Annotated in this window: 18 protein-coding genes; 10 read left to right on the forward strand and 8 right to left on the reverse strand. The window is 44.6% G+C overall.

Annotation, left to right across the window (positions count from 1 at the left end):
• Positions 1–18: 18 nt before the first annotated feature.
• The 3 genes from LDO73_RS14280 to rluA all read left to right on the forward strand — a co-directional run bounded on the left by LDO73_RS14280 (position 19) and on the right by rluA (position 6552).
• Complete coding sequence (locus tag LDO73_RS14280; protein WP_224058863.1) at positions 19–2370, forward strand: DNA polymerase II; 2352 nt, start codon at positions 19–21, stop codon at positions 2368–2370.
• 334 nt (positions 2371–2704) lie between these two features.
• The gene (gene rapA, locus LDO73_RS14285; RefSeq protein ID WP_224058865.1) at positions 2705–5611 is read left to right on the forward strand and encodes an RNA polymerase-associated protein RapA; all 2907 of its coding nucleotides are present in this window, start codon (positions 2705–2707) and stop codon (positions 5609–5611) included.
• A 290-nt stretch (positions 5612–5901) separates the two neighbouring features.
• A complete protein-coding gene (rluA, locus tag LDO73_RS14290) occupies positions 5902–6552 on the forward strand; it encodes a bifunctional tRNA pseudouridine(32) synthase/23S rRNA pseudouridine(746) synthase RluA (RefSeq protein ID WP_224058867.1) in 651 nt (216 codons plus the stop codon).
• A 51-nt stretch (positions 6553–6603) separates the two neighbouring features.
• On the opposite strand, the gene djlA is transcribed toward rluA, so the two are convergent.
• Complete coding sequence (djlA, locus tag LDO73_RS14295; RefSeq protein WP_154627675.1) at positions 6604–7419, reverse strand: co-chaperone DjlA; 816 nt, start codon at positions 7417–7419, stop codon at positions 6604–6606.
• A 204-nt stretch (positions 7420–7623) separates the two neighbouring features.
• On the opposite strand from djlA, the gene lptD reads away from it, so the two are divergent.
• The 6 genes from lptD (at position 7624) to apaH (ending at position 14389) form a co-directional block, all read left to right on the forward strand.
• Positions 7624–9993 carry an LPS assembly protein LptD gene (lptD, locus tag LDO73_RS14300; protein WP_224061192.1) on the forward strand — a complete coding sequence of 790 codons (2370 nt, stop codon included), beginning with the start codon at positions 7624–7626 and terminating at the stop codon, positions 9991–9993.
• A 68-nt stretch (positions 9994–10061) separates the two neighbouring features.
• Entirely contained in the window at positions 10062–11384 is a 1323-nt protein-coding gene (gene surA, locus LDO73_RS14305; RefSeq protein WP_224058868.1) for a peptidylprolyl isomerase SurA, read from the forward strand.
• The gene (gene pdxA / locus LDO73_RS14310) at positions 11365–12357 is read left to right on the forward strand and encodes a 4-hydroxythreonine-4-phosphate dehydrogenase PdxA (RefSeq protein ID WP_224058870.1); all 993 of its coding nucleotides are present in this window, start codon (positions 11365–11367) and stop codon (positions 12355–12357) included. Before surA ends, pdxA begins: the two co-directional genes overlap by 20 nt.
• Positions 12354–13163 (forward strand): 16S rRNA (adenine(1518)-N(6)/adenine(1519)-N(6))-dimethyltransferase RsmA, encoded by an 810-nt coding sequence (rsmA, locus tag LDO73_RS14315; RefSeq protein WP_224058871.1) that lies wholly within the window; start codon positions 12354–12356, stop codon positions 13161–13163. The genes pdxA and rsmA overlap by 4 nt, the downstream gene beginning before the upstream one ends.
• An 18-nt stretch (positions 13164–13181) precedes the next feature.
• A complete protein-coding gene (gene apaG, locus LDO73_RS14320; RefSeq protein WP_224058873.1) occupies positions 13182–13559 on the forward strand; it encodes a Co2+/Mg2+ efflux protein ApaG in 378 nt (125 codons plus the stop codon).
• Between the two features lie 2 nt (positions 13560–13561).
• The gene (apaH, locus tag LDO73_RS14325) at positions 13562–14389 is read left to right on the forward strand and encodes a bis(5'-nucleosyl)-tetraphosphatase (symmetrical) ApaH (protein WP_154627679.1); all 828 of its coding nucleotides are present in this window, start codon (positions 13562–13564) and stop codon (positions 14387–14389) included.
• A gap of 79 nt (positions 14390–14468) precedes the next feature.
• Here apaH and folA read toward each other — a convergent pair whose 3' ends face one another.
• Positions 14469–14963, reverse strand: a complete 495-nt coding sequence (gene folA / locus LDO73_RS14330) for a type 3 dihydrofolate reductase (RefSeq protein WP_224058875.1) — start codon at positions 14961–14963, stop codon at positions 14469–14471.
• Between the two features lie 202 nt (positions 14964–15165).
• Here folA and LDO73_RS14335 point away from each other — a divergent pair, with 202 nt between their 5' ends.
• Positions 15166–15780 (forward strand): LysE family translocator, encoded by a 615-nt coding sequence (locus LDO73_RS14335; RefSeq protein WP_224058877.1) that lies wholly within the window; start codon positions 15166–15168, stop codon positions 15778–15780.
• A gap of 50 nt (positions 15781–15830) precedes the next feature.
• Here LDO73_RS14335 and ftsP read toward each other — a convergent pair whose 3' ends face one another.
• The 6 genes from ftsP to cpdA all read right to left on the reverse strand — a co-directional run bounded on the left by ftsP (position 15831) and on the right by cpdA (position 24145).
• The gene (gene ftsP, locus LDO73_RS14340; RefSeq protein ID WP_224058879.1) at positions 15831–17246 is read right to left on the reverse strand and encodes a cell division protein FtsP; all 1416 of its coding nucleotides are present in this window, start codon (positions 17244–17246) and stop codon (positions 15831–15833) included.
• Between the two features lie 378 nt (positions 17247–17624).
• Positions 17625–18353, reverse strand: coding sequence for a 1-acylglycerol-3-phosphate O-acyltransferase (locus tag LDO73_RS14345; RefSeq protein ID WP_224058881.1), 729 nt, complete (start codon positions 18351–18353; stop codon positions 17625–17627).
• A gap of 56 nt (positions 18354–18409) precedes the next feature.
• Entirely contained in the window at positions 18410–20665 is a 2256-nt protein-coding gene (gene parC, locus LDO73_RS14350) for a DNA topoisomerase IV subunit A (RefSeq protein ID WP_224058883.1), read from the reverse strand.
• Positions 20666–20701: 36 nt separating this feature from the next.
• Positions 20702–22597 carry a DNA topoisomerase IV subunit B gene (parE, locus tag LDO73_RS14355; RefSeq protein ID WP_224058885.1) on the reverse strand — a complete coding sequence of 632 codons (1896 nt, stop codon included), beginning with the start codon at positions 22595–22597 and terminating at the stop codon, positions 20702–20704.
• Between the two features lie 118 nt (positions 22598–22715).
• Complete coding sequence (yqiA, locus tag LDO73_RS14360; RefSeq protein ID WP_224058886.1) at positions 22716–23306, reverse strand: esterase YqiA; 591 nt, start codon at positions 23304–23306, stop codon at positions 22716–22718.
• Entirely contained in the window at positions 23306–24145 is an 840-nt protein-coding gene (cpdA, locus tag LDO73_RS14365) for a 3',5'-cyclic-AMP phosphodiesterase (protein ID WP_224058888.1), read from the reverse strand. The genes yqiA and cpdA overlap by 1 nt, the downstream gene beginning before the upstream one ends.

The following is a 24145-nucleotide window of genomic DNA, read 5'->3' on the forward strand; positions in this document are numbered from 1 at the left end:
TTTACGCGAGTTTCTTTTATGCCTCAGTCAAACACCCCCGCTGAAAAAGGCTTTATTCTTAGCCGCCATTGGCGAGATACCCGCTACGGTGTCGAGGTAAGCTATTGGTTACTCACAGATAATAAACCGCAAAAAGTCATTGTCCCCTATCAACAGGCCGTGGGCTTTTTACCTGAATCCAAGTTTCCGCTCGTACGCCATTTAATTGAAGGGCAAGCTGATATCAGTTATCGCTCCGTTGAACTGCGAGATTTTAAACGCGAAAAAGTCTACGCCATCTATTGCCAGCAATATCGCCAATTACACAATCTGGATAAAAACTGCCAAGCATTAGGCGTTGAGCTTCTGGAAACCGATATTCGCCCTTGTGAGCGTTATTTAATGGAGCGCTTTATTACGGCTCCCGTGTGGTTTTCTCGCAATCATCAGGGGAAGTATCAGCTCAAACCCTGTGAAGGCTATCGCCCAGCACTCCACGCCGTTTCCCTCGATATTGAAACTAGCCAACATGGAGAACTTTACTCGATTGGGTTATCTGGCTGCGGTGACAATGTAGTGTTTATGTTGGGACCCGAGCAAGGCCCTGCCTTGAATAACCTGCACCGACTCGTGTATGCCACCAGCCGCCCTCAATTACTTGAAAGACTGAACGAATGGCTAGAACAGTACGATCCCGATGCCATCATCGGCTGGAATCTGATCCAGTTTGATTTGCAAGTCTTACAAAAGCATGCGGAACGCTACGGCATTCCTCTGTTACTCGGTCGACAAGGGAAAAAACTCGAATGGCGAGAACATGGCTTTAAGCAAGGCGTCTTTTTTGCCTCTGCTGAAGGGCGCTTAATTATCGATGGTATTGATGCGTTAAAATCGGCAACGTGGAGTTTTAGCTCATTCAGTTTGGAGTCCGTTGCCCAGCAGTTACTTGGTGAAGGGAAAGCGATTGATACGCCCTATGATCGCATGGATGAAATTAATCGCCGCTTTGCTCACGATAAACCCGCCCTCGCCCATTACAATATTCAAGACTGTATTTTGGTGCATCGCATCTTTGAGAAAACCGATTTAATGGCGTTCTTGCAAGAGCGCTCGACGGTCACGGGGTTAGCTGCCGATCGCATGGGAGGCTCAGTAGCCGCCTTTTCCCATTTATATATTCCTCGGCTACACCGTTTAGGGTTTGTTGCCCCAACGCTCTGCGAGCAAAAGTTTCAGCTCAATCCCGGCGGTTTTGTCATGGATTCTCAGCCGGGTTTGTATGACTCTGTTTTGGTGCTTGATTACAAAAGCCTGTATCCCTCTATTATTCGTACCTTTTTAATAGACCCTGCAGGCATGATTGAAGGGCTTGCACGCCCAGAAACTGAACACTCTGTTGAAGGGTTTCGCGGTGCTTGGTTTTCCCGTACTACCCATTGCTTGCCAGATATTGTCAGCCATATTTGGCAAGGTCGTGATAAAGCCAAACAGCAAAAAAACGCCCCACTTTCTCAAGCCCTCAAAATTATTATGAATGCCTTTGCTGGGGTTCTGGGTGCCGATGGATGCCGCTTTTTTGATCCGCGATTAACCGCGTCAATCACCATGCGCGGCCATGAAATCATGCGAATTACCAAACAATTGATTGAATCCCAAGGGTATCAGGTGATTTATGGGGATACCGACTCCACCTTTGTTTGGCTGCGAGATCCCCACACCGATGAACAAGCCCAAAAAGTGGGTTATCAACTGCGTGACCATGTGAATAATTGGTGGAAACAACATCTTAAAGAAGAGTGGCAACTTGATGGTGTGCTCGAACTTGAGTATGAAACCCATTATCGGCGCTTTTTGATGCCAACAATTAGAGGCACAGACCAAGGTAGTAAAAAACGCTATGCCGGTTTAAGCCAAGATACGATGGTTTTTAAAGGGTTAGAAACTATTCGCTCCGACTGGACGCCTCTCGCTCAAAACTTCCAAAAAGATCTGTATACGCGCATTTTTTATCGCCAGCCTTATCGAGAATTTATTCGCGATTATATTCATGCCATCCGTTCAGGCGAATATGACGATCGCTTGATTTATCGCAAGCGCCTACGGCGTAAATTGTCAGATTATCAACGTAATGTACCGCCTCACGTACGAGCTGCACGTCAAGCCGATGAGTACAATTTGCAATTACAGCGCCCATTGCAATATCAAAATGGGGGTTGGATCAGTTATATCATCACTCAAGCAGGTCCCGAGCCATTAGAGACAGTGACTGCTAAACCTGACTATGAACACTATATTCTTAAGCAAATCAAACCTATCGCCGATGGAATTCTGCCATTTCTGCAAGATGATTTCGACGCCATTTTGACTGGACAAATTAATCTTTTGTTTTAAAGCCTAACGAACAGCGAGAATTGTACAATTCTTATTACAATTGCCGCATTTTTAACAGGTGACGATAAGCGAATGTTGAATTAATATAACGCCCCTTCGATATCTCGACCTGTTATACGCACAGTTTGGCGAGAAAATCGGCTATACTCATCATAATTCGAGCAGCGCGACTCGAACGAGAAAAGAGCTATAATTGCCAAACGGCAAAACGATTAAAAAAATTTCGCATCACCCTTGGTATATAACCATTATATCAACACTGGGCAAAGACACCGGTTAGTTGTCTTAAACATCTAAAAATAAACAATCAAAATTATGGAATTAAATTAAACCTATGCCATTTACTCTTGGTCAACGCTGGATCAGCGACACAGAAAGCGAACTTGGGTTAGGCGCCGTCGTGGCTATTGATGCCCGTATGGTGACGTTGCTTTTCCCTGCCACTGGGGAAAACCGACTGTACTCACGTAGTGATGCCCCAATTACCCGAGTGATGTTCAACGAAGGTGATACCATCACCAGTCACGAAGGTTGGCAGCTACAAGTTGAAAGTATTCAAGAAGATAAAGGGTTATTGACCTACACAGGAACGCGTTTAGACACCCAAGAAGCGGATGTCAGCCTGAGAGAAGTGTTCCTTGATAGCAAGCTGACGTTTAATAAGCCACAAGATAGACTTTTCGCTGGTCAAATCGACCGTATGGACCGTTTTGCTCTGCGTTTTCGCGCACGTAAATTCCAAAGCGAACAAGTTAAACACCAATCTACGGGTCTGCGTGGTATCCGCGCGAGTTTGATTCCGCACCAATTGCATATTGCTAACGAAGTCGGTAAACGCCACAACCCGCGAGTTTTACTGGCCGATGAAGTGGGCTTAGGAAAAACCATCGAAGCGGGTATGATAATCCATCAACAATTGATGGCGGGCCGTGCTGAGCGTGTCTTGGTCATTGTCCCAGATAGCCTACAGCACCAATGGCTGGTGGAAATGCTGCGCCGTTTTAACCTGCGTTTCTCCCTGTTTGATGATAGCCGTTACAGCGAAGCCCAACACGACAGCGATAACCCGTTTGAAACTGAGCAATTAGTCCTGTGTTCTCTGGATTTTGTTCGTCGTAATAAACAGCGTTTTGACCAACTTGTCGAAGCTGGCTGGGACATGATGGTGGTCGATGAAGCTCACCATCTGCAATGGAGCGAAACAGCCCCAAGCCGTGAATATCAAGTGATTGAAACCTTAGCAGAGCATGTTCCTTCCGTTTTACTGCTAACGGCAACACCGGAGCAATTAGGTCAAGAGAGCCACTTTGCGCGTTTACGCCTCCTCGACCCAAGCCGCTTCCATGACTACCAAGAGTTTTTAGCCGAGCAAGAAAATTATCGCCCTGTCGCCGATGCCGTTTCACTGCTACTTTCAGGTGATAAGCTGACAAATGATCAGCAAAACCTGCTCAGCGAGCTTATCAAAGAACAAGATATTGAGCCGTTATTAAAAGCTGCGAATCTTGAAGGCGATGACAGCCAAGCCGCTCGCCAAGAACTGATCCATATGCTGATGGACAGACACGGTACTAGCCGCCTGTTATTTAGAAACACCCGTAATGGTGTGAAAGGCTTCCCACACCGTGAATTGCATTCTTTAAAAATGCCACTGCCAACTCAATACCAAACGGCAATCAAAGTCGCTGGCATTATGGGCACGAAAAAGGATGTAGAAACGCGCGCGAAAGAGATGCTGTATCCAGAACAAATCTACCAAGAATTTGAAGGCGAAAATGCGACTTGGTGGAACTTCGACCCGCGCGTTGAATGGCTGATGGGCTTCTTAACCGCGAATCGCCACGAAAAGGTACTGGTTATTTGTGCTAAAGCCGCCACGGCACTGCAACTTGAGCAAGTTCTGCGTGAACGTGAAGGGATCCGCGCAGCAGTATTCCACGAAGGTTTATCCCTGTTAGAGCGTGACCGTGCTGCGGCATACTTTGCTTCACAGGAAGAAGGTGCACAGGTATTACTGTGTTCTGAAATTGGTTCCGAAGGCCGTAACTTCCAATTTGCTAATCAATTAGTGATGTTCGACCTACCATTCAACCCTGACCTGCTTGAGCAGCGTATTGGTCGCTTGGATCGTATTGGTCAAAACCGCGATATCGTGATCAACGTGCCTTACTTGGAAAATACGGCACAAGCCGTGTTGATCCGTTGGTTCCACGAAGGTTTGGACGCTTTCGAACATACTTGCCCAACTGGCCGTACTATTTACGATAAATATTACCAACAATTGCTGCAATTTATGGCAGAGCCAACCATCACTGACGGGTTTGATGAATTTATTAAAACCTGCCGCGAAGAGCACGATGCACTCAAAGCACAGTTAGAGCAAGGTCGTGACCGTTTGCTCGAAATGCACTCAAATGGCGGTGAATCCGGTAATAAATTAGCCGAGGAGATTGGCGAAGGCGATAACGAAACTGAGCTGGTTAACTTTGCGTTGAACCTGTTTGATATCGTTGGGATCAACCAAGAAGATAAGAGTGATAACTTAATTATCCTCACGCCATCTGACCATATGTTAGTGCCTGATTTCCCAGGATTACCACAAGATGGCTGCACGATCACCTTTGACCGTGAACAAGCGCTTTCCCGCGAAGATACGCAGTTTATTAGCTGGGAACATCCGATTATTCGTAACGGTTTGGATTTAGTGTTATCCAGCGATACGGGTAGCTGCGCGGTTTCAGTGTTGAAAAACAAAGCGTTGCCAGTGGGAACCTTGCTGACCGAACTGATTTATGTGGTAGAAGCTCAGGCACCGAAACAGCTGCAAATCAGCCGTTTCCTACCTGCAACTCCAGTTCGTCTATTAATTGATTTAAAAGGTAATAATCTCTCTTCACAAGTGGAGTTTGAAAGTTTTAACCGCCAATTAAATGCCATCAACCGCCATATGGCGAGCAAGTTGGTCAATGCGGTACAAAACGAGGTGCATTCAGTATTACGCCTCTCTGAGCCAATGGTCGAGAAAGAAGCGAAATCCATTATTGAGAATGCCAAAGAAGCGGCGGATAGGGCCCTGACTCTGGAGTTGTCTCGCTTGGAAGCGCTAAAAGCGGTTAACCCAAATATCCGTGATGAAGAACTCGAGATTATCGAAGAAGAGCGTCGCCAATTGATGACCAATATCGACCAAGCTTCATGGCGTCTCGACGCTATCCGCTTAGTGGTTGTCACGCATCAGTAGTGAGTGTTTTTTCTTTGCTTGCACTCGATATTCGCCTGAATATGCTTGCACTCGACATTCCCCTAGATAATTCGAGTTACAGGTAGGCGGCAAACGAAGATATCCCTAGGAGCATACACAAGTATGTGACTAGGGTAGCTAAGAGCAGCCAACACCCCTGTAGCGCGAAGTATGACGGGGAATCAGTAAGCGGCAAGCGAAGATATCCCTAGGAGCATACGCGAGTATGTGACTAGGGTAGCTAAGAGCAGCCAACAACGCTACAGCGTGAAGAATGAAGGATAAAAGAAATGTTACCCTACAACCCGCCAACTGAACCATGGCTACACATACTCTACCAAGATGACCACATCATCGTGGTCAACAAACCTAGCGGCTTACTCTCAGTGCCGGGGAAAGCCCCTGAGCACCATGACAGCATCATGAGCCGTGTTCAGCGGGATTATCCTGCGGCTGAGTCCGTTCACCGTTTAGATATGGCAACCAGTGGTGTTATGGTGGTGGCGCTGCATAAAGCGGCTGAGCGTGAACTCAAGCGTCAGTTTAGAGAGCGTGAGCCGAAAAAACACTATGTGGCTCGCGTGTGGGGGCATTTAGAAAAGCCTGAAGGCTTGGTGGATTTACCGCTGATTTGTGACTGGCCGAATCGCCCTAAGCAAAAAGTCTGTTTTGAAACAGGGAAATCGGCGCAAACCGAATATCAAGTTTTAGAATATGAAGAGCAAGCAACGCGAGTCAAACTTTCGCCAATTACGGGACGTTCTCATCAACTACGTGTGCATATGCTCGCGTTAGGGCACCCTATTCTTGGTGACCGGTTTTATGCCCATGAAGAAGCATTAGCATTGGCACCACGTTTGCAGCTGCATGCTCAAGAGTTGTATATCACTCACCCTGAGTATGGCACACCAATGCATTTTACTTGTCCGCCCGATTTTTAATCTTATTGAAGCGCTTAGGCATTAAGCGCTTCAATTATTTAAAAGCTTAAGTTATTTAAAACCCTTCTCTTTTTTAACCAGATCATAAGCTGCCTGAATTGACTGCGCTTTTTGCTTAGCAATTTCCATCATCTCTGGCGGTAACCCTTTCGCGACTAGCTTATCTGGGTGATGTTCGCTCATCAGCTTACGGTACGCTCGCTTAATTTTAGTTGGGTCATCATCGACAGCAACCCCAAGTACCTTGCAGGCATCTTCCAGTGTTGGTCCATTATTTTGTTGATAATAGCCCCCGGACTGCTGCTGGGAGTAGCCATGACCAAACTGGCGACCGCTTTGGATCATATCTAAGAATTGCTCAAACTGAATTTTGGAGATACCCAGCTCTTCCGCGATGATAAATAGTACTTTTCTTTCGTTAGGATGTAGGGTTCCATCCGCAAAAGCCGCTTGTAATTGAATTTCCAGAAACATCTGAACAAGGTCAAAACGGCCATAACAAGCCATACGTAATTGTTTAAGAACATCACGCAGTGGAAAGTCAGGGGATTTCCCCTCTCTAAAGGCTTGTTGAGCGGCTTTGCGAGTTTCTCCGTGCAATTGCATTCTGTCCATCAGGTTCGATGCTAACTGGATGTCCGTCTCGGTGACACGCCCTTTTGACTTGGTTAAATGCCCTAATATTTGAAAGGTACTTGCGAAGAAAATAATTTGTCTGTCGCGCTTATTGAAGGCACCAGCGAACTTACGTTGAGCCGAAGCCTTATCAAAACCGTGCCCAATCAGTAAGCCTGCTAATGCTCCCCAAAACCCTAAACCAGAGACAATAGCGAGTATCACCCCAATAATTTTACCCCAATAGTGCATATATCCCTCAATTCTTCAATGCTCAGAATGCAATTTTGCATTATCATACTATCCATTCTGCTTTTGTGCATAACGATAAAGAGCCTAACAAGTTGCTAACCACGTTTACTCCAGTTTTGATATTATACTGGCGAAAACGGGTTGGCTAAGATAGTCTTTGAGCGTTTGCCGACTGTGCCCATTTGACGGACTCCCTATTTAATGATGAAGAAAAGTTATCCCACAATAATCGCCACCATGGTATGGGCGGCTATTTATAGCCAGCAAGCACATGCTGATCTTGCAGCACAATGTATGCTTGGGGTGCCTGTTTATGACAAGCCTATTATCTCTGGTGATCAAAATAGCTTACCGATTGAGATTCAAGCTGACGACGTCACAGGGGAATACCCTAATTTTGTCGAATATACTGGTAACGTTGATATTCAGCAGGGCAACCAGACTCTCACAGCAGATAACGTTAAGCTGACACAAACCCAAAAAGCGGGTGAAGTGCCAGTTCGTGAAGTGACGGCGACGGGGAATGTTCATTACGATGACCCTCAAATTATCCTGAAAGGCCCTTCAGCGTGGTCAAACTTAGATAATAAAAACACTGACGTTGATGACGGTAACTACATGATGGTAGGTCGTCAAGGTCGCGGTGATGCGAAAAAAATGAAAATGCGAGGTGAAAACCGCTATTCCATTATGGAAAACGGGACTTTCACCAGTTGCTTACCGGGCAGTAATACGTGGAGCGTTGCAGGCTCTGAAGTGATTATTGACCGTGAAGAAGAAGTCGCAGAAATTTGGCATGCACGCTTTAAGATAGCGGATATTCCGGTATTTTACAGCCCGTATATGCAGTTACCAATTGGTAGTAAACGCCGTTCCGGTTTCTTAATCCCAATGGGAAGCTATTCCAACAATGACGGGTTAGAGTTCACCCTACCCTATTATTGGAACATCGCACCAAATTACGATGCGACGATTACGCCACAATTTATGACCCACCGAGGCGTTAAATTAAATAACGAATTCCGTTATTTAATCACTCCAGGTACGGGCACCATGGCATTTGACTTTATTAACCACGATCGTGCTTATATTAAAGATAAAGAAAATGGTAAGCGTGATGCTCGTGACAGTGATGACCGTTGGTTATTCTATTGGAACCACTCAGGTACTTTTGCTCAGCACTGGAACTTTGGTGCCGACTACACCAAGGTAAGTGACCGCCAATACTTTACTGACTTTAGCTCTCAGTACGGTAGCACCACTGATGGTTATGCTACCCAGAAATTTAACGTCGGTTATTCTGATACCAATTGGAACATGAAAGTGTCTCACAAACAGTTCCAAATCTTTGTTGATGACCCGAACCGTCGTGCTTATAAAGCTGAACCGCAAATCGATTTTAACTATTACCAAAATGACGTCGGTATGTTGGATTTCCATACCTACGCCCAAGCCGCTCGTTTTACCAGTGTAGGTGAAAATAACCCTGATGCGACCCGTTTGCATATTGAGCCCGAAGTCAGCATGCCGCTGTCTAACGGTTGGGCGCAGATGAATAACAGCATCAAACTAATGGCGACGCATTACGACCAAGATATTCCTGATGTAAAACAAAATAGTGGCTTAGATAAAAATGTCACCCGAGTGCTACCAATGTTTAAGAGCGATGCGAAAGTGGTATTTGAGCGCGACTTATTCCAAGGTAGTGATTTTGTTCAAACACTAGAGCCGCGAGTTCAGTATTTATATATTCCGTATAAAGATCAGGACAATATCAATAACTACGACTCCGCACTATTACAGTCTGACTATACTGGCCTGTTCCGCGACCGTATTTACAGCGGTTTAGACCGTATCGCTTCTGCGAACCAGTTCACCACTGGTTTAACCACCCGTATTTATGATGAAAATTTAGCTGAGCGCTTCAATTTCTCCGTCGGGCAAATTTACTATTTTGAGCGCCCACGAGCAGGTAACTCAAGCCTGAAAATCGATGATAAGAGTGATACGGGCTCATTAATGTGGGCAACCGATGCCATGTGGCACATTGATGAAAACTGGGGTGTTCGTGGTGGATTACAATATGACCGTCGCCTTGGTAGTGTCACCATGGGGAATGCGGTCACCGAATATCGCTTTGATGCCGATAGACTGATTCAACTGAATTACCGTTTTGTTGACCGAGACTATATTCAAGCAACGTTCCGCCGTGAAGATACTGATGGTGGTTATACCTACACATTACCTGAATACCAACAAGGTATTTCACAAGTAGGTACCGTGGTAAGTTGGCCATTAAGTGATAACTGGGGCTTTGTCGGCTCGTATTATTACGATACCAAACAGCAACAATCCGCCAGCCAGCTTGTCGGATTACAGTACAATGCCTGCTGCTGGGCGGTGAATTTAGGGTATGAACGTAAGATTGTGGGTTGGCAAAAAGAGAAGTTCAACAGCGAATATGACAATAAATGGTCTATCAACGTGGAACTTAGAGGCCTAAATAACAATCATAGTTTAGGTAGTCAGGAGATGTTGAAACAAGGTATTATTCCTTATCAACGTGCTTTCTGATAACAAACAACATAACGATCACGATTAGCCCGCATATGCGGAATAAAAGTCAATTTTATAGGACCATTATGAAGAATTGGAGAACACTTATTCTGGGACTGATGTTCGCAAGCTCTGCAAGTTTAGCTGCGCCACAGCAAATGGATAAAGTGGCTGCGGTTGTCAACAACGGAGTTGTACTTGAAAGCGACGTCCAGAATATGATCAACACAGTGAAGTTGAATGCACGTAATGCAAATCAACAAGTTCCTGATGATCAAGCCCTGCGCCAGCAAATCATCGACCGTTTGGTTATGGATAACATCATGTTGCAGATGGCTAACCAAATGCAGATTAATATCCCTGAAGAAGCAGTGAATGCGACTATCGCGGATATTGCTCGCCAAAATAATTTAACCTTACCGCAGATGGAAAAACGTCTGACTGCGGACGGCGTCAATATGGGTAAATACCGCAGCGAAATCCGTAAAGAAATGCTGTTAGCGGAAGTGCGTAACAACGAAGTTCGCCGCCGTATCACAATTTTACCTCAAGAAGTTGATGCATTAGCTGAGCAAATGGATTCGCAAATGAGCGCTCAAAAAGGCGTGAATTTAAGCCACATTCTGATCCCACTGCCAGAGAACCCAACGCCAGAACAGTTATCAAAAGCAGAGTCGTTAGTTGATAAAATCTTAACTGACCTGAAAAAAGGCTCTGATTTCGGTAAGTTAGCGATTGCTTACTCTGCTGACCCTCAAGCACTGAAAGGTGGAAACATGGGTTGGTCACGTCTACAAGAGCTGCCAGTGGTCTTTTCTGATCAACTGAAAAACTCGAATAAAGGCGATATCGTTGGTCCAATTCGTTCCGGTGTAGGCTTCCATATTTTACGTGTTAATGACGTCACCGGTGAAACTCACCAGCCAATTTCCGTCACCGAAGTGAAAGCACGTCATATCTTACTGAAATCATCACCAATTATGGATGATGCAACAGCAAGACAAAAACTAACTCAACTTGCTCAAGAGATCCGTAACGGCAGAATTTCATTTGAAGAAGCCGCTAAAGAGAACTCCGAAGACCCAGGTAGCGCATTAAAAGGTGGGGAATTAGGCTGGAATATGCCTGATGTTTACGACCCTGCATTCCGTGATGCGCTGATGAAACTGAAAAAAGGTGAAATCAGCCAACCTGTACCTTCAAGTTTCGGCTGGCACTTAATTCAGTTAGAAGATACTCGTAGTGTCGATAAAACTGATGCCGCGAAGAAAGATCAAGCGTACCGTTTACTGTTCAATCGTAAATTTAACGAAGAAGCGCAGACTTGGATGCAAGAGCAACGCGCTGCAGCTTATGTGAATATCGTTGATGGTCGCCAAAGCCAATCTAATGATGAACAAGCAAAATAAGCCAATCATCATCACCCCCGGTGAACCTGCCGGGGTAGGTCCAGATCTTCTGATCCAACTTGCTCAGCAGGCATGGCCTGTCGAGCTTGTGGCTTGTGCAGATCCAGATCTACTTATTCAACGTGCTAAAGCACTCAATTTACCACTAACATTACGTGAATATGATGCAAAACAGCCACAGACATCTGTCGCAGGGCAATTGTCGATTGTTCCCGTTTCACTGAGTGTGCTGGCAGAAGCTGGAAAACTCGATGTTCGTAATGGTGAATATGTTACCGAAACTTTAGCGCGTGCTTGTGATGGCTGTTTGAATGGTGAATTTTCTGCCATCGTAACGGGGCCTGTTCACAAAGGCATTATTAATGACGCAGGTATTCCATTTAGTGGACATACCGAATTTTTCGCAGATAGAAGCCACTGTGACCGCGTTGTGATGATGCTCGCAACACAAGAATTACGTGTCGCTTTAGCGACTACGCACCTGCCGCTAAAAGATGTCTCCGAGGCAATTACCCAACAAAGCTTGCATGAAGTGATCACCATTTTGCATCATGACCTGCAAACCAAGTTTGGTATTGAAAACCCGCACATTTATGTTTGTGGGCTTAACCCTCATGCAGGAGAAGGCGGACATATGGGAATGGAAGAGATTGAAACCATCATTCCAGCCCTAGAATCCTTGCGTAAACAAGGTATTACCTTAATCGGACCTTTACCCGCAGACACGCTTTTCCAACCAAAGTATTTAACCGATGCAGATGCAGTATTAGCGATGTATCACGATCAGGGACTACCTGTGTTAAAATATCAAGGTTTCGGCAGAGCGGTAAACATTACCCTTGGTCTGCCATTTATCCGTACTTCCGTCGATCACGGCACAGCGCTTGAATTAGCAGGTACGGGTCAAGCCGATGCGGGCAGTTTCATCACCGCATTGAAATTAGCTATCCAAATGACACAAAAGAATTCATGAATAATAGAGTCCATCAGGGGCACCTTGCCCGCAAACGTTTCGGGCAGAACTTTTTAACTGACCAATTTATTATCGACAGTATTGTCGATGCTATGCATCCACAACCAGGACAAGCGATCGTTGAAATCGGTCCCGGTCTCGGCGCGTTAACCGAGCCTGTTGGTAGCAGAATGGATAAAATGACCGTAGTCGAGTTAGACCGCGACCTTGCGGCACGCCTACACGTCCATCCTCAGCTCAAAGATAAACTGACGATTATCCAACAAGATGCGATGACTGTCGATTTTGGTGAACTGGCGAAACAAGCTGGACAGCCAATACGCGTATTTGGTAATTTGCCTTATAACATCTCAACACCGTTGATGTTCCACCTGTTTACATTCACCAACCAAATTTCTGACATGAATTTCATGTTGCAAAAAGAAGTGGTTAATCGATTAGTGGCAGGCCCGGGAAGCAAAGCTTTCGGTCGTTTAAGTGTAATGGCGCAATATTACTGTAATGTTGTTCCTGTGCTTGAAGTCCCTCCTACCGCCTTTGCGCCACCACCAAAAGTGGACTCTGCGGTAGTAAGATTGATCCCTCACAAGGAAAATCCACACCCAGTGAAGGATATTAAAGTATTGAGCCGTATTACGACTCAAGCATTTAACCAACGTCGTAAAACTATCCGCAATAGTCTTGGGGACTTATTCAGCGTTGAGCAGTTAACCGAACTGGGTATCGACCCAGGAACGCGCGCTGAAAATATCTCCGTTGAGCACTATTGTAAGATGGCAAACTATCTGTGTAATTTATCGGAATAGAGAATCTGAGGAGGCACTATGCTGAATGATCCCAATGTGAGCATCCAAGTTCAAAGTGTCTACATAGAAAGCCAATCCCAGCCCGACATTGCCCGTTTTGTCTTTGCGTATACTATTTGTATCCGCAATTTAGGGCGAATTCCTATACAGCTAATGAGCCGTTACTGGCTCATTACCAATAGCGATGGCCGTAAAACTGAAGTGCAAGGTGAAGGTGTGGTTGGTGAACAACCGGTGATCCTACCGGGCAAAGAATATCGCTATACCAGTGGTGCTATCTTAGAAACGCCAATGGGTACGATGGAAGGCTATTACGTTATGCTGAGCGATCAAGGAAATCAATTCCATGTTGATATTCCTGCATTTCGTCTCGCTATCCCAACACTGATTAATTAATTATGTCCACATATATTGTAGGTGATATACACGGTTGTTATCGTGAGCTACGGGAACTTCTCGATAGCGTGAATTTCGATCCACAACAAGATACATTGTGGCTAACAGGCGACCTTGTTGCTCGTGGACCCGATTCATTACAAGTCTTACGTTATGTGAAAAGTTTAGGCTCATCAGCACGCTTAGTGTTAGGCAACCATGACCTACATTTGATTGGCATCTACTGCAAAATCAGTCGCAATAAGCCTAAAGACCATCTTGATGAACTACTCAATGCGCCCGATATCGATGAGCTAATCAATTGGTTACGCCGTCAGCCACTGTTACAAGTCGATGAAGAGCAAAAAATGGTCATGACTCACGCCGGTATTACGCCGCAGTGGGATCTTGAAACCGCAAAAATGTGCGCTCGCGAAGTGGAAGCCGTGCTTTCTAGTGATGCATATCCGCTGTTTATTGACTCTATGTATGGCGACATGCCAAACAATTGGTCTGAAAGTTTGATGGGGTTAGCGCGTTTACGCTACAGCACCAATGCCCTCACCCGCCTGCGTTATTGTTTTCCAAATGGGCAACTGGATATGATCTGCAAAGAGAGCCCAGCTAAGGCCCCTGCGCCACTGAAGCCATGGTTCTCTCTACCAAGCCAATTCCCTGAAGATTACGCCATTTTCTTTGGTCATTGGGCATCACTGGAAGGCAAATTTACACCCGAACATGTGTATGCGATGGATACGGGTTGCTGCTGGGGAGGGGATTTAACGCTACTTCACTGGGAAACTAAAACATTCCATAGACAGAAATCCCACCAGAAACGTCGTAAAGAGTGAGCGTTTTCTCTAGATACCAAATGACAAATAGCAAAATGGCACCTAACAGTGCCATTTTTATTGACTAGACCAACAGAGGTTAAACGCGGCGAGTCAGAACTTCAATGCAGAAACCGTGGCTATTCGCTTCATCTGCTTCATGATATTCAGTGAAAATAGAGTCCCATTCATCAGGCTCATAAGCCGGGAAATGTGTATCCCCAATCACTTCGGCATCCACATGAGTCAAATAGAGTTTATTCGCCATTGGTAGGAATTGTTGGTAAACCTTACCACCACCAATCACCATAATCTCATCAGCACCTTCAACTGCCTTCGCGGCTTCTAATGCTTCTTCAACTGATTTAACCCAGATAACGCCAGTTTCTGTGCCTGCTTGGCTGCTTAAAACAATGTTGACACGCTGCGGTAAAGGACGACCTAAAGATTCATAAGTCACGCGTCCCATAATCACAGGTTTATTCAATGTTTGACGTTTAAACCACGCCAAATCACCTGATAAATTCCAAGGCATCGCATTTTCCATGCCGATAACCTGATCGAACGCCATTGCTGCGATTAAGCTAATATTCATCTAACCACCTTAGAAACGAAATATAAAAATTGTGCACACTATACGGAAACAGACATACTTCGTCGACTAAATTTAATCTTCCTTAAATACCACTCAATCCCTTATACTCGAACGACTCAAGTCAATGCACTAAACGATGTTTACAACGCTTTTAGTCCCTTATTACTCAGTTTAGTTCAACCTAAAATAAAGAGATTACATTATGTATCAGACCAGTATCATGGTCGCGACGATTGCCGCCCTTGGCATGATCTCACCGGGTCCAGATTTCTTTTTAATTATCAAGAATGCAGCGCGTTACCAACGTTCCGCAGCCATGATGACCGCCCTCGGTATTATCGTTGCTATTGCACTTCATATGTCTTACTGCGTAGCAGGGCTTGCCGTGTTGATTACCACAACACCATGGTTATTTAACATTCTTAAATATGCAGGAGCGGCTTATTTAATCTGGATTGGGATTAAAAGCCTAATGCCGCAAAAAGCATCAAAAATGGACTTAACAGCCAGTCAACATGAGCATGTCACATTCAAAAAAGCGTTCATGCAAGGTTTCTTGTGTAATGTCTTAAATCCTAAAGCAACTTTATTCTTCTTAGCTATTTTTACTCAAGTGCTTAATGTGGATTCTACATTCTCAGAAAAGCTTTGGTTTGCCTTTATTATCTGGGGTCTGGCGGTGATTTACTGGCCAATTTTAGTGTGCTTAATTCAAAGTGCGCCCGTTAGAAAAGGGCTAGCGAAAGTACAAAAATATGTGGATAAAGTCCTTGGCGTAGTGCTAGTGGCATTCGGTATACGCGTAGCATTAAGCTAATCGTTAAAGTAAAAAAGCCCGCTAATTGCGGGCTTTTTCGAGACATTCAATTAGTTACTACCATCTTCTGGTGTAATCACCAACTGTCCCGCCGAGCCTAAATCTGCTTTTTCGAGGTTTTGGCTATAAAACAGGAATGGGAAATGGTTGTAAGACGGCTGCAGCATCTGTACAAGTAGCTCGCAGCGCCCATCAATCCAAACGGTATCTTTCCATCCAAAGTTATCAGGCTGAGCCGGCTGCCCATTACAGTTGATCACTTTAAAGCGAACCCCTTCTATGTGGAAGGATTGAGGCTGCTCGCTGCTCACATTCCAACGCTCCCAACTGCCTTGACGAGAAGTGATATCCACACGCCCTGTATCCAATTTCATGCCATTGATACCAACTGGATCATTTAGCTGGATATCACGGTTAGTAATCGAGGAGGTAATTTGTGTCGTATCCAAGACTAATTGTTTTGGGACATCATCTGTCACTAATGACATTAATCCCGTCGCTTTGATGGTTAATACATTGGTGGAAATTAAATTATTCGACGGTTCAAATAACCCTTTAACACGATCCATCAACGAGGCAGATTCCCCTGCTGTAATGGTCAGCTCAGCAGTTTTCGCCATATCAATCAGAACTTCACGACGTTCTCCCGGCGCAAGTGAAAGTTCTTGAACGCTGGCAGGCACCGTGAGCAATCCTTGGTCAGACGCTATCATCACGAAAGGACGGCCATCACTGATTTTCATCACATAGCGTCTGGAGTTAGATGCATTTAGTAATCTTAAACGTACCCAACCTCGAGAAACTTCGATATAGGGATCTTGTACACCGTTAACCACTAATGTATCCCCGAGGAATCCATTCTCATCAGTGTGATATTCAGGAACACCAAAGTTATCCAAACGTTTGTCTTGAATAATAATCGGGAAATCATCTACACCATAATGTTTTGGTAAACGTAACTCTTTTGTGGAATCATCATCAATGATCCACATTCCCAGTAAACCATTGTAGATTTGCTCCCCCATTTTACCTTTGGTATTCGCATGATACCAAAGCGTTGCTGCATTTTGGCGAATAGGGATCACCGGTGACCAATCTGCATTTGGCGAAATTTGTCTCGCTGCACCGCCAATTTGCGTGCCGGGGATCTGCAACCCGCTAATAGTCATTGAAACAGCATCGGGTAATCTATTGCTATAGATTAGTTTGAGATCATCTCCATTTTTGACGCGAATAGTGGGTCCTGGATAAGAACCATTAATACCTAAAACTTCCGCAGAATATTTACCATCGAAAGACCAATGGATTTTTTGTAATGTTAAAAAGAGGGGCTGTCCCGAACGGGATTCTAGCAAGGGTGGAACAGGGAGTGCGGTCGTTCCTTCTGCACTCGCATAAGTTGATACCTGTAATAAGCACACAGCCAACCCGCTAATCAGCAATGATCGGCAACGACTGAATAACATAGATTCTCCGCTAAATAAAAAACCAGCAAGTTATTTTAATAAATCATTATAAATTAGTGATTTATACGAGTATTTTTAGGTATATGCTGGTGATACCACTATTTGGAATTCAATAATTTATCTTGCGACAAATTTGCGAGCCATCATATCGCGAAAGGACATGGAATTCTAAAAATATATGTATCAATAATTAAAATATAATAAATTTGAATGGCAATAATTACGGATGGGATTAAATAACAGAGGGAATCGTGTAGTAAAAGTCTCACAGTGAAAATGGCATAGCCAAAATAATACAGTGGGAAGTTCTGAATGAACCTCCCACTATCGATACGAATTAACTTAGTAAAATCATTGAACTTAATAAAATTATTGAGATTAGCGTTTATTCAGCTCTTCAACTTCTTTATCTAACTCTTTGATTTTAGCTTCCATCAAGCCATGACAATACTCCGCCAGCTCGCGAACCTGCTCTTTAGAGTATTTCGAGGTATCAATCGGCTCTAACATCTCAATGATCACATGGCCATTATTCCAACGGTTCAAGCTGATTTTGTTCTGTGTGGTAGACACACACACAGGAACAATTGGCACGCCAGCAGCAATCGCAGCATGGAATGCGCCCGTTTTAAATGGCAGTAAGCCACGACCACGGCTACGTGTTCCTTCAGGAAACATCCAGACTGAAATCTTACGAGATTTAATCTGCTCAGCAACTTGGGAAATGGTGTTATGCGCTTTCGAACGGTTACCACGGTCAATTAAAATATTTCCCGTGATCCAATACAAGAAACCAAAGAATGGGATCAAAACAAGGCTCTTTTTACCCACTGTAACGGTTCTTGGTTGAACACCATTCGACATAGTGACCATATCATAGTTATTTTGGTGGTTACCGATATAAATACTTGGACCGTAATCCTTAGCTTTTGCTGGAACGCGGTCAATCATTTTAATACCGAGCACACAGGACAAGCGCCCAAACAAATGGCCAAACGTCATCACATGTCTTGGATTACGAGGGCTAAATAGGCAGTAGATACTGCCGCCAACACACACAAAAATCGTAAATATGATCACAATGATAGCTCTAATTAGCGCTAGCATATTATTCCTTAACTTATGAAAAGGGCCTTAACTAAGCCCTTGAATTATTGTTATTTTTATTCTGTATCCGCAGAATCAACATCAATACGTTCAATGTTATGTAAACCACGCGGTAACGATGTTCCTTTGCGTCCACGCTCTGCACGGTATTTCTGTAAGTCTTCTGATTTAAATTTCAGTTTACGCTTACCAAAATAAAGTGTGATCGAGGCTTGCGGTGGGACCACCATTAACCAAACCAGTAAGTCTTCACCACTTGCAGCTTGCGCCCCCGTGATGTTAATAATTTTATTTCCCTTCCCTTTGGATAATTGAGGGAGGTCAGACACAGGGAATAATAACATGCGACCGGCTTTCGTGATGGCTAATAACAAATCTTCTTTTTCGTTATTTAGCTCAATCGGTGCCATTACTTTTGCATTTTCAGGTAACGACATCAACGCCTTACCGGTTTTATTCTTCGTCACCAAATCATTAAAGGTGCAAATAAAACCATAACCCGCATCAGATGCCATTAAGTATTTTTGCTCTTCCGGTGCCATCAGCACATGCTCAATAGTCGCGCCCGGTGGAAGTGTTAATCTCCCCGTTAACGGCTCGCCTTGACTACGTGCAGAAGGTAATTCCAGCGGGTCGACAGAATAGCTACGTCCCGTGGTATCAAGGAATACCGCCGCTTGATTAGACTTACCACGGGCAGCACCTTTGAAGCTATCCCCCGCTTTGAAGCTCAAATTACTTGGCTCGATATCATGCCCTTTCGCACTACGCACCCAGCCCATGTCAGACAAGACAACAGTGATCGGCTCCGATGGCAAAATTTCATGCTCGCTAAGTGCTTTGGCTTCTTCACGCTCTTGCAGCGGCGAACGGCGATCATCACCGTAAGCTTTAGCATCTGCCTGAATTTCTTTTTTAATCAACGTATTCAGACGAGCTTCTGAGCCTAAAATAGCTTGTAACTCATCACGCTCTTTGGCTAGTTCATCCTGTTCACCGCGAATTTTTATCTCTTCGAGTTTCGCTAAGTGACGCAGTTTTAATTCTAAAATTGCTTCGGCTTGGGTATCGCTAATATTAAAGCGCGACATTAAGACGGCTTTTGGCTCATCTTCATTACGAATGATTTCAATGACTTCATCGATATTCAAATAAGCGATGAGTAAACCATCCAAAATATGTAGGCGTCTTAATACTTTTTCTAAACGGTGGTTTAAGCGATTACGTACCGTTTGACGACGATAAGTGATCCACTCAGTGAGGATCTCCACCAGCCCTTTCACTGCCGGACGGTTATCTAAGCCAATCATGTTTAAGTTAACACGGTAGCTTCTTTCAAGATCTGTCGTTGCAAACAAGTGGGTCATTACTTGATCAAGATCCACGCGGTTACTGCGCGGAACGATCACTAAACGCGTTGGATTTTCATGATCCGATTCATCACGCAGATCTTCGACCATTGGCAGCTTTTTCGCGCGCATCTGGTTCGCAATCTGCTCAAGAATTTTAGCGCCAGAAACTTGGTGAGGCAGCGCGGTGATTACCGCATTACCATCTTCTTTTTCCCATACCGCACGCATACGCACTGAGCCACGACCGTTTTGATAAACCTTACGGATATCTTCCGGTGACGAGATAATTTCAGCTTCCGTTGGATAATCAGGCCCCGGAATAAACTGCATGATCTCATCAAGATTTAACTTTGGTTTTTCCAGCAGAGCCACCAGCGCACTTGCCACTTCGCGGGCATTGTGAGGTGGAATATCCGTTGCCATACCCACCGCTATCCCTGTAGTGCCATTTAATAAAATATTTGGCAGACGGGCAGGCAGCATTTTCGGTTCATTTAATGTACCGTCAAAGTTAGGTACCCAATCAACGGTTCCATGTGCTAATTCGCTGAGTAATACTTCCGCATATTTGGATAAACGAGATTCGGTATAACGCATCGCAGCGAAGGATTTCGGATCATCCGGTGCTCCCCAGTTTCCTTGACCGTCAACCAAAGGATAACGATAAGAGAATGGCTGCGCCATTAACACCATCGCTTCATAGCAGGCGCTATCGCCGTGTGGGTGATACTTACCTAATACGTCACCGACGGTTCTGGCTGATTTTTTATATTTTGCCGTGTTGCTCAGCCCCAATTCAGACATGGCATACACAATTCGGCGCTGAACGGGTTTAAGCCCATCACCGATAAATGGCAACGCTCTATCCATGATGACGTACATCGAGTAGTTCAGATAGGCGTTTTCAGTAAAGGTATGAAGCGGTAAACGCTCCACACCGTCATGAGTAATTTCACTCATTCAATACGTTCCTTACTCTTATTCATCCGATTATGATCAGACATCAATTTCTGCCGTATCGCCTTTTTCTTGCAGCCAGTTACGACGATCTTCCGAGCGTTTTTTAGCGAGAAGCATGTCCATCTTCGACATGGTTTCTGTGTAATTATCATCATCGATAGTTAACTGAACAAGGCGGCGAGTATTTGGATCTAACGTCGTTTCACGCAATTGTGGCGGGTTCATTTCACCCAATCCTTTAAAGCGTTGAACGTTAGGTTTGCCCCTTTTACGGCTTAATCTCTCTAGCACCGCATCTTTTTCACTTTCATCTAAAGCGTAGTGAATTTCTTTTCCTAAATCGATACGATAAAGTGGGGGCATCGCCATATAAACGTGCCCTTCTCTTACTAATTTAGGGAAATGGCGAACAAATAAGGCGCACAGCAATGTGGCAATGTGCAGCCCATCGGAGTCCGCATCCGCGAGGATACATACTTTACCGTAGCGGAGCTGAGAAATATCTTCGCTATCAGGATCCATACCAATCGCGACAGAAATATCGTGAACTTCTTGAGAGGCTAAAACCTCGTCAGAAGAGACTTCCCACGTATTGAGGATCTTACCGCGCAGCGGCATGATGGCTTGATATTCACGATCACGAGCTTGCTTCGCCGAGCCCCCCGCTGAGTCCCCTTCCACTAAGAACAGTTCTGTCATGGAGAGGTCTTGAGAGCTACAATCCGCTAATTTACCCGGCAGAGCTGGGCCGCTAGTAAGCTTTTTACGCACGACTTTTTTTGCCGCACGCAAGCGACGCTGGGCGCTAGAAATCGCCATTTCAGCCAATTGCTCAGCAACTTGGACATTCTGATTTAGCCATAAGCTAAAGGCATCTTTCACCACACCGGAAACAAACGCTGCACATTGACGAGAAGAAAGACGCTCTTTCGTCTGCCCTGCAAATTGTGGATCTTGCATTTTCACAGATAAAACATAGGCGCAGCGATCCCAAATATCATCCGCAGATAACTTCACTCCACGCGGCAAAATATTACGGAATTCACAGAATTCTCGCATCGCATCGAGTAAGCCTTGACGTAACCCATTAACGTGAGTACCGCCCTGCGCTGTTGGGATCAAGTTAACGTAGCTTTCAGTTAGTAGCTCGCCACCTTCAGGCAACCATAATAGCGCCCATTGAGCGGCTTCAATTTCAGCAGAGAATTCACCTGTAAATGGCTTGGCAGGCAGTACTTCAAAACCATCTACCGATTCCATTAAGTAGTCGGTTAACCCATCGCTATAGCACCAGTTTTGCTCAGTTTCATTGAGCAGATCCTTAAACGTAATTTGTACGCCAGGGCATAAAACGGCTTTTGCTTTTAAGTTATGAGTTAAACGGGAAACGGAGAAACGCGGGCTATCAAAATAGCTTTCATCAGGCCAGAAATGGACACTGGTTCCGGTGTTGCGTTTGCCACAAGTACCAATGACTTGTAATTCTTCGACTTTTTCGCCATTTTCAAACGCAATTTGATAAACCTGACCATCACGGCGTACTGTGACTTCAATACGCTTTGATAACGCATTGACCACGGAGATACCAACACCGTGCAAACCACCCGAAAATTGATAGTTTTTATTGGAGAATTTTCCCCCAGCATGCAGTTGCCCTAAAATCAGCTCAACTGCGGAGACTTTCATTTCTGGGTGGATATCAACAGGCATACCACGCCCATCATCAATCACTTCGAGGGATTGATCGGGGTATAAAATCACTTGGATGTGTCCGGCATGTCCAGCTAAGGCTTCATCGACACTGTTATCAATTACTTCTTGAGCCAAATGGTTCGGTCGGCTGGTGTCGGTATACATGCCAGGACGACGGCGAACAGGCTCCAAACCACTGAGAACTTCAATGTCCTCTGCGTTATAACTAGATTGAGTCATGTTGTCATTCTGCGGTAATAGATGATTAATTGAACTATACCCTAAATAATTCAAGAAGATTGGGTATATTCAATCAGTGAATTACTGTTGATAATAACAGTGTATTGGCGTTTTCGCACTATTTCTCTGCGTTATCAACCAGAGACAAAAAGCGAATGATCTGCGGGAAATAACGTTCAAACCCAACAAATGCATGATCCCCATCCGGTTCCACCGTTTGCTTACACTCTGAAAGATAGGCAACAGCTTGACGATAATCAAGTACCTCGTCCCCCATTTGCTGCAATAGCCAAAGTAAGTTTGGTGAACGTATCTTTTCGAGATGCAGAGCCTTCAACTCATGCATATGTTTGGGTTCTAACACATACGTTTCATGGGTATATGGATTCGTATTTTCCCCAAGATAATCGCTGAGTAAATCAAACGGACGTACCGCCGGGTTCACTAATACTGCGGGAATTTGGTAGCGCTCAGAAAAATAAATGGAAAAATAACCACCCAATGAGGAACCCACTAAACCGATTGTGTCATGCTGATGTTCGGCAAGGATATCATCGAGTAATTTTGTCGCTTGCTGTGGAAAATTAGGCAATTGCGGAACAATCATGTTGATCTGAGGATAATGCACTGCCAACCACTGTTTCAGATTATTCGCTTTCTCAGACAGTGGAGAACTATTAAACCCGTGAATATACAGTAACGTTACCATTAGTAACCATCTGAATCAAAGTCAGGGCTAAATTCCTGAGTATTTAAACGATAAACTTGGGTTTCAATCACTTTTTCCCCTTGTTCATTCACCATTAGTTCCAGATAGCGCCAGCCCGGTGCGACCGAATCTAAAGCAAAATTGGTGCAGTGTGGCTTAAACTGTACACAGGTCGATGGCGTTGCTAACAGGCGGATACCATGCCAGTTTTCATCCATTTCTTGGTGAATATGTCCGCATAGCATCGCTTTCACATTGGGGTAGTTTTTAAGATAGTCCGCCAAAATATGTGAATTTCGTAAACTGTGCTGATCTAGCCAAGTGCAGCCAGAAGGTAGTGGATGATGATGCAGCATAATCAGTGTCGTGCGTGTCGGCTGCTCATCTAAACACTGTTTCATCCATTCCAGTTGCTGCTCAGAAAGCTCACCGTGAGCAACATCTTGTAATTGGCTATCTAGCATTAAAATTTGCCAATCATCACCAACAAAGACCTGCTTAGCACTCGAAATACCGGCAATTTTTAAGGTGCCTACCATCGCGGGGGGATAATCGTGATTTCCCGGTAGCCAAACGCAAGGTGCAGGAATACGCTCAATCCCAGCCGCAAAATGTTGATAGGCTTTAGGTGATTGGTCTTGAACGAGATCCCCTGTGGCGACAATTAAATCGACAGGTAAGTTTTGTTCTGCAATCGCATCAAGTACCGCCTGATAGCTTCGGTAAGTATTGATCCCTAAAAGGGTGTTTTCCGTATCAGCAAAAAGATGCGTATCAGTAACTTGTAATATTCTAATAACTTTAGGGTTATTAGCAGTCACTTTAAGCTGGCTGTCCAA

The organism is Providencia alcalifaciens (assembly GCF_915403165.1).
Lineage (GTDB): Bacteria > Pseudomonadota > Gammaproteobacteria > Enterobacterales > Enterobacteriaceae > Providencia > Providencia alcalifaciens_C.

Bases quoted from the DNA above. Each gene is read 5' to 3' on its own strand.
- LDO73_RS14335 (WP_224058877.1), top strand. From the start codon at position 15,166: ATGTATCAGACCAGTATCATGGTCGCGACGATTGCCGCCCTTGGCATG.
- LDO73_RS14345 (WP_224058881.1), bottom strand. From the start codon at position 18,353: ATGCTAGCGCTAATTAGAGCTATCATTGTGATCATATTTACGATTTTT.
- surA (WP_224058868.1), top strand. From the start codon at position 10,062: ATGAAGAATTGGAGAACACTTATTCTGGGACTGATGTTCGCAAGCTCT.
- parC (WP_224058883.1), bottom strand. From the start codon at position 20,665: ATGAGTGAAATTACTCATGACGGTGTGGAGCGTTTACCGCTTCATACC.
- folA (WP_224058875.1), bottom strand. From the start codon at position 14,963: ATGAATATTAGCTTAATCGCAGCAATGGCGTTCGATCAGGTTATCGGC.
- parE (WP_224058885.1), bottom strand. From the start codon at position 22,597: ATGACTCAATCTAGTTATAACGCAGAGGACATTGAAGTTCTCAGTGGT.
- ftsP (WP_224058879.1), bottom strand. From the start codon at position 17,246: ATGTTATTCAGTCGTTGCCGATCATTGCTGATTAGCGGGTTGGCTGTG.
- rapA (WP_224058865.1), top strand. From the start codon at position 2,705: ATGCCATTTACTCTTGGTCAACGCTGGATCAGCGACACAGAAAGCGAA.
- apaH (WP_154627679.1), top strand. From the start codon at position 13,562: ATGTCCACATATATTGTAGGTGATATACACGGTTGTTATCGTGAGCTA.
- rsmA (WP_224058871.1), top strand. From the start codon at position 12,354: ATGAATAATAGAGTCCATCAGGGGCACCTTGCCCGCAAACGTTTCGGG.
- rluA (WP_224058867.1), top strand. From the start codon at position 5,902: ATGTTACCCTACAACCCGCCAACTGAACCATGGCTACACATACTCTAC.
- apaG (WP_224058873.1), top strand. From the start codon at position 13,182: ATGCTGAATGATCCCAATGTGAGCATCCAAGTTCAAAGTGTCTACATA.
- lptD (WP_224061192.1), top strand. From the start codon at position 7,624: ATGAAGAAAAGTTATCCCACAATAATCGCCACCATGGTATGGGCGGCT.
- LDO73_RS14280 (WP_224058863.1), top strand. From the start codon at position 19: ATGCCTCAGTCAAACACCCCCGCTGAAAAAGGCTTTATTCTTAGCCGC.
- djlA (WP_154627675.1), bottom strand. From the start codon at position 7,419: ATGCACTATTGGGGTAAAATTATTGGGGTGATACTCGCTATTGTCTCT.
- pdxA (WP_224058870.1), top strand. From the start codon at position 11,365: ATGATGAACAAGCAAAATAAGCCAATCATCATCACCCCCGGTGAACCT.
- yqiA (WP_224058886.1), bottom strand. From the start codon at position 23,306: ATGGTAACGTTACTGTATATTCACGGGTTTAATAGTTCTCCACTGTCT.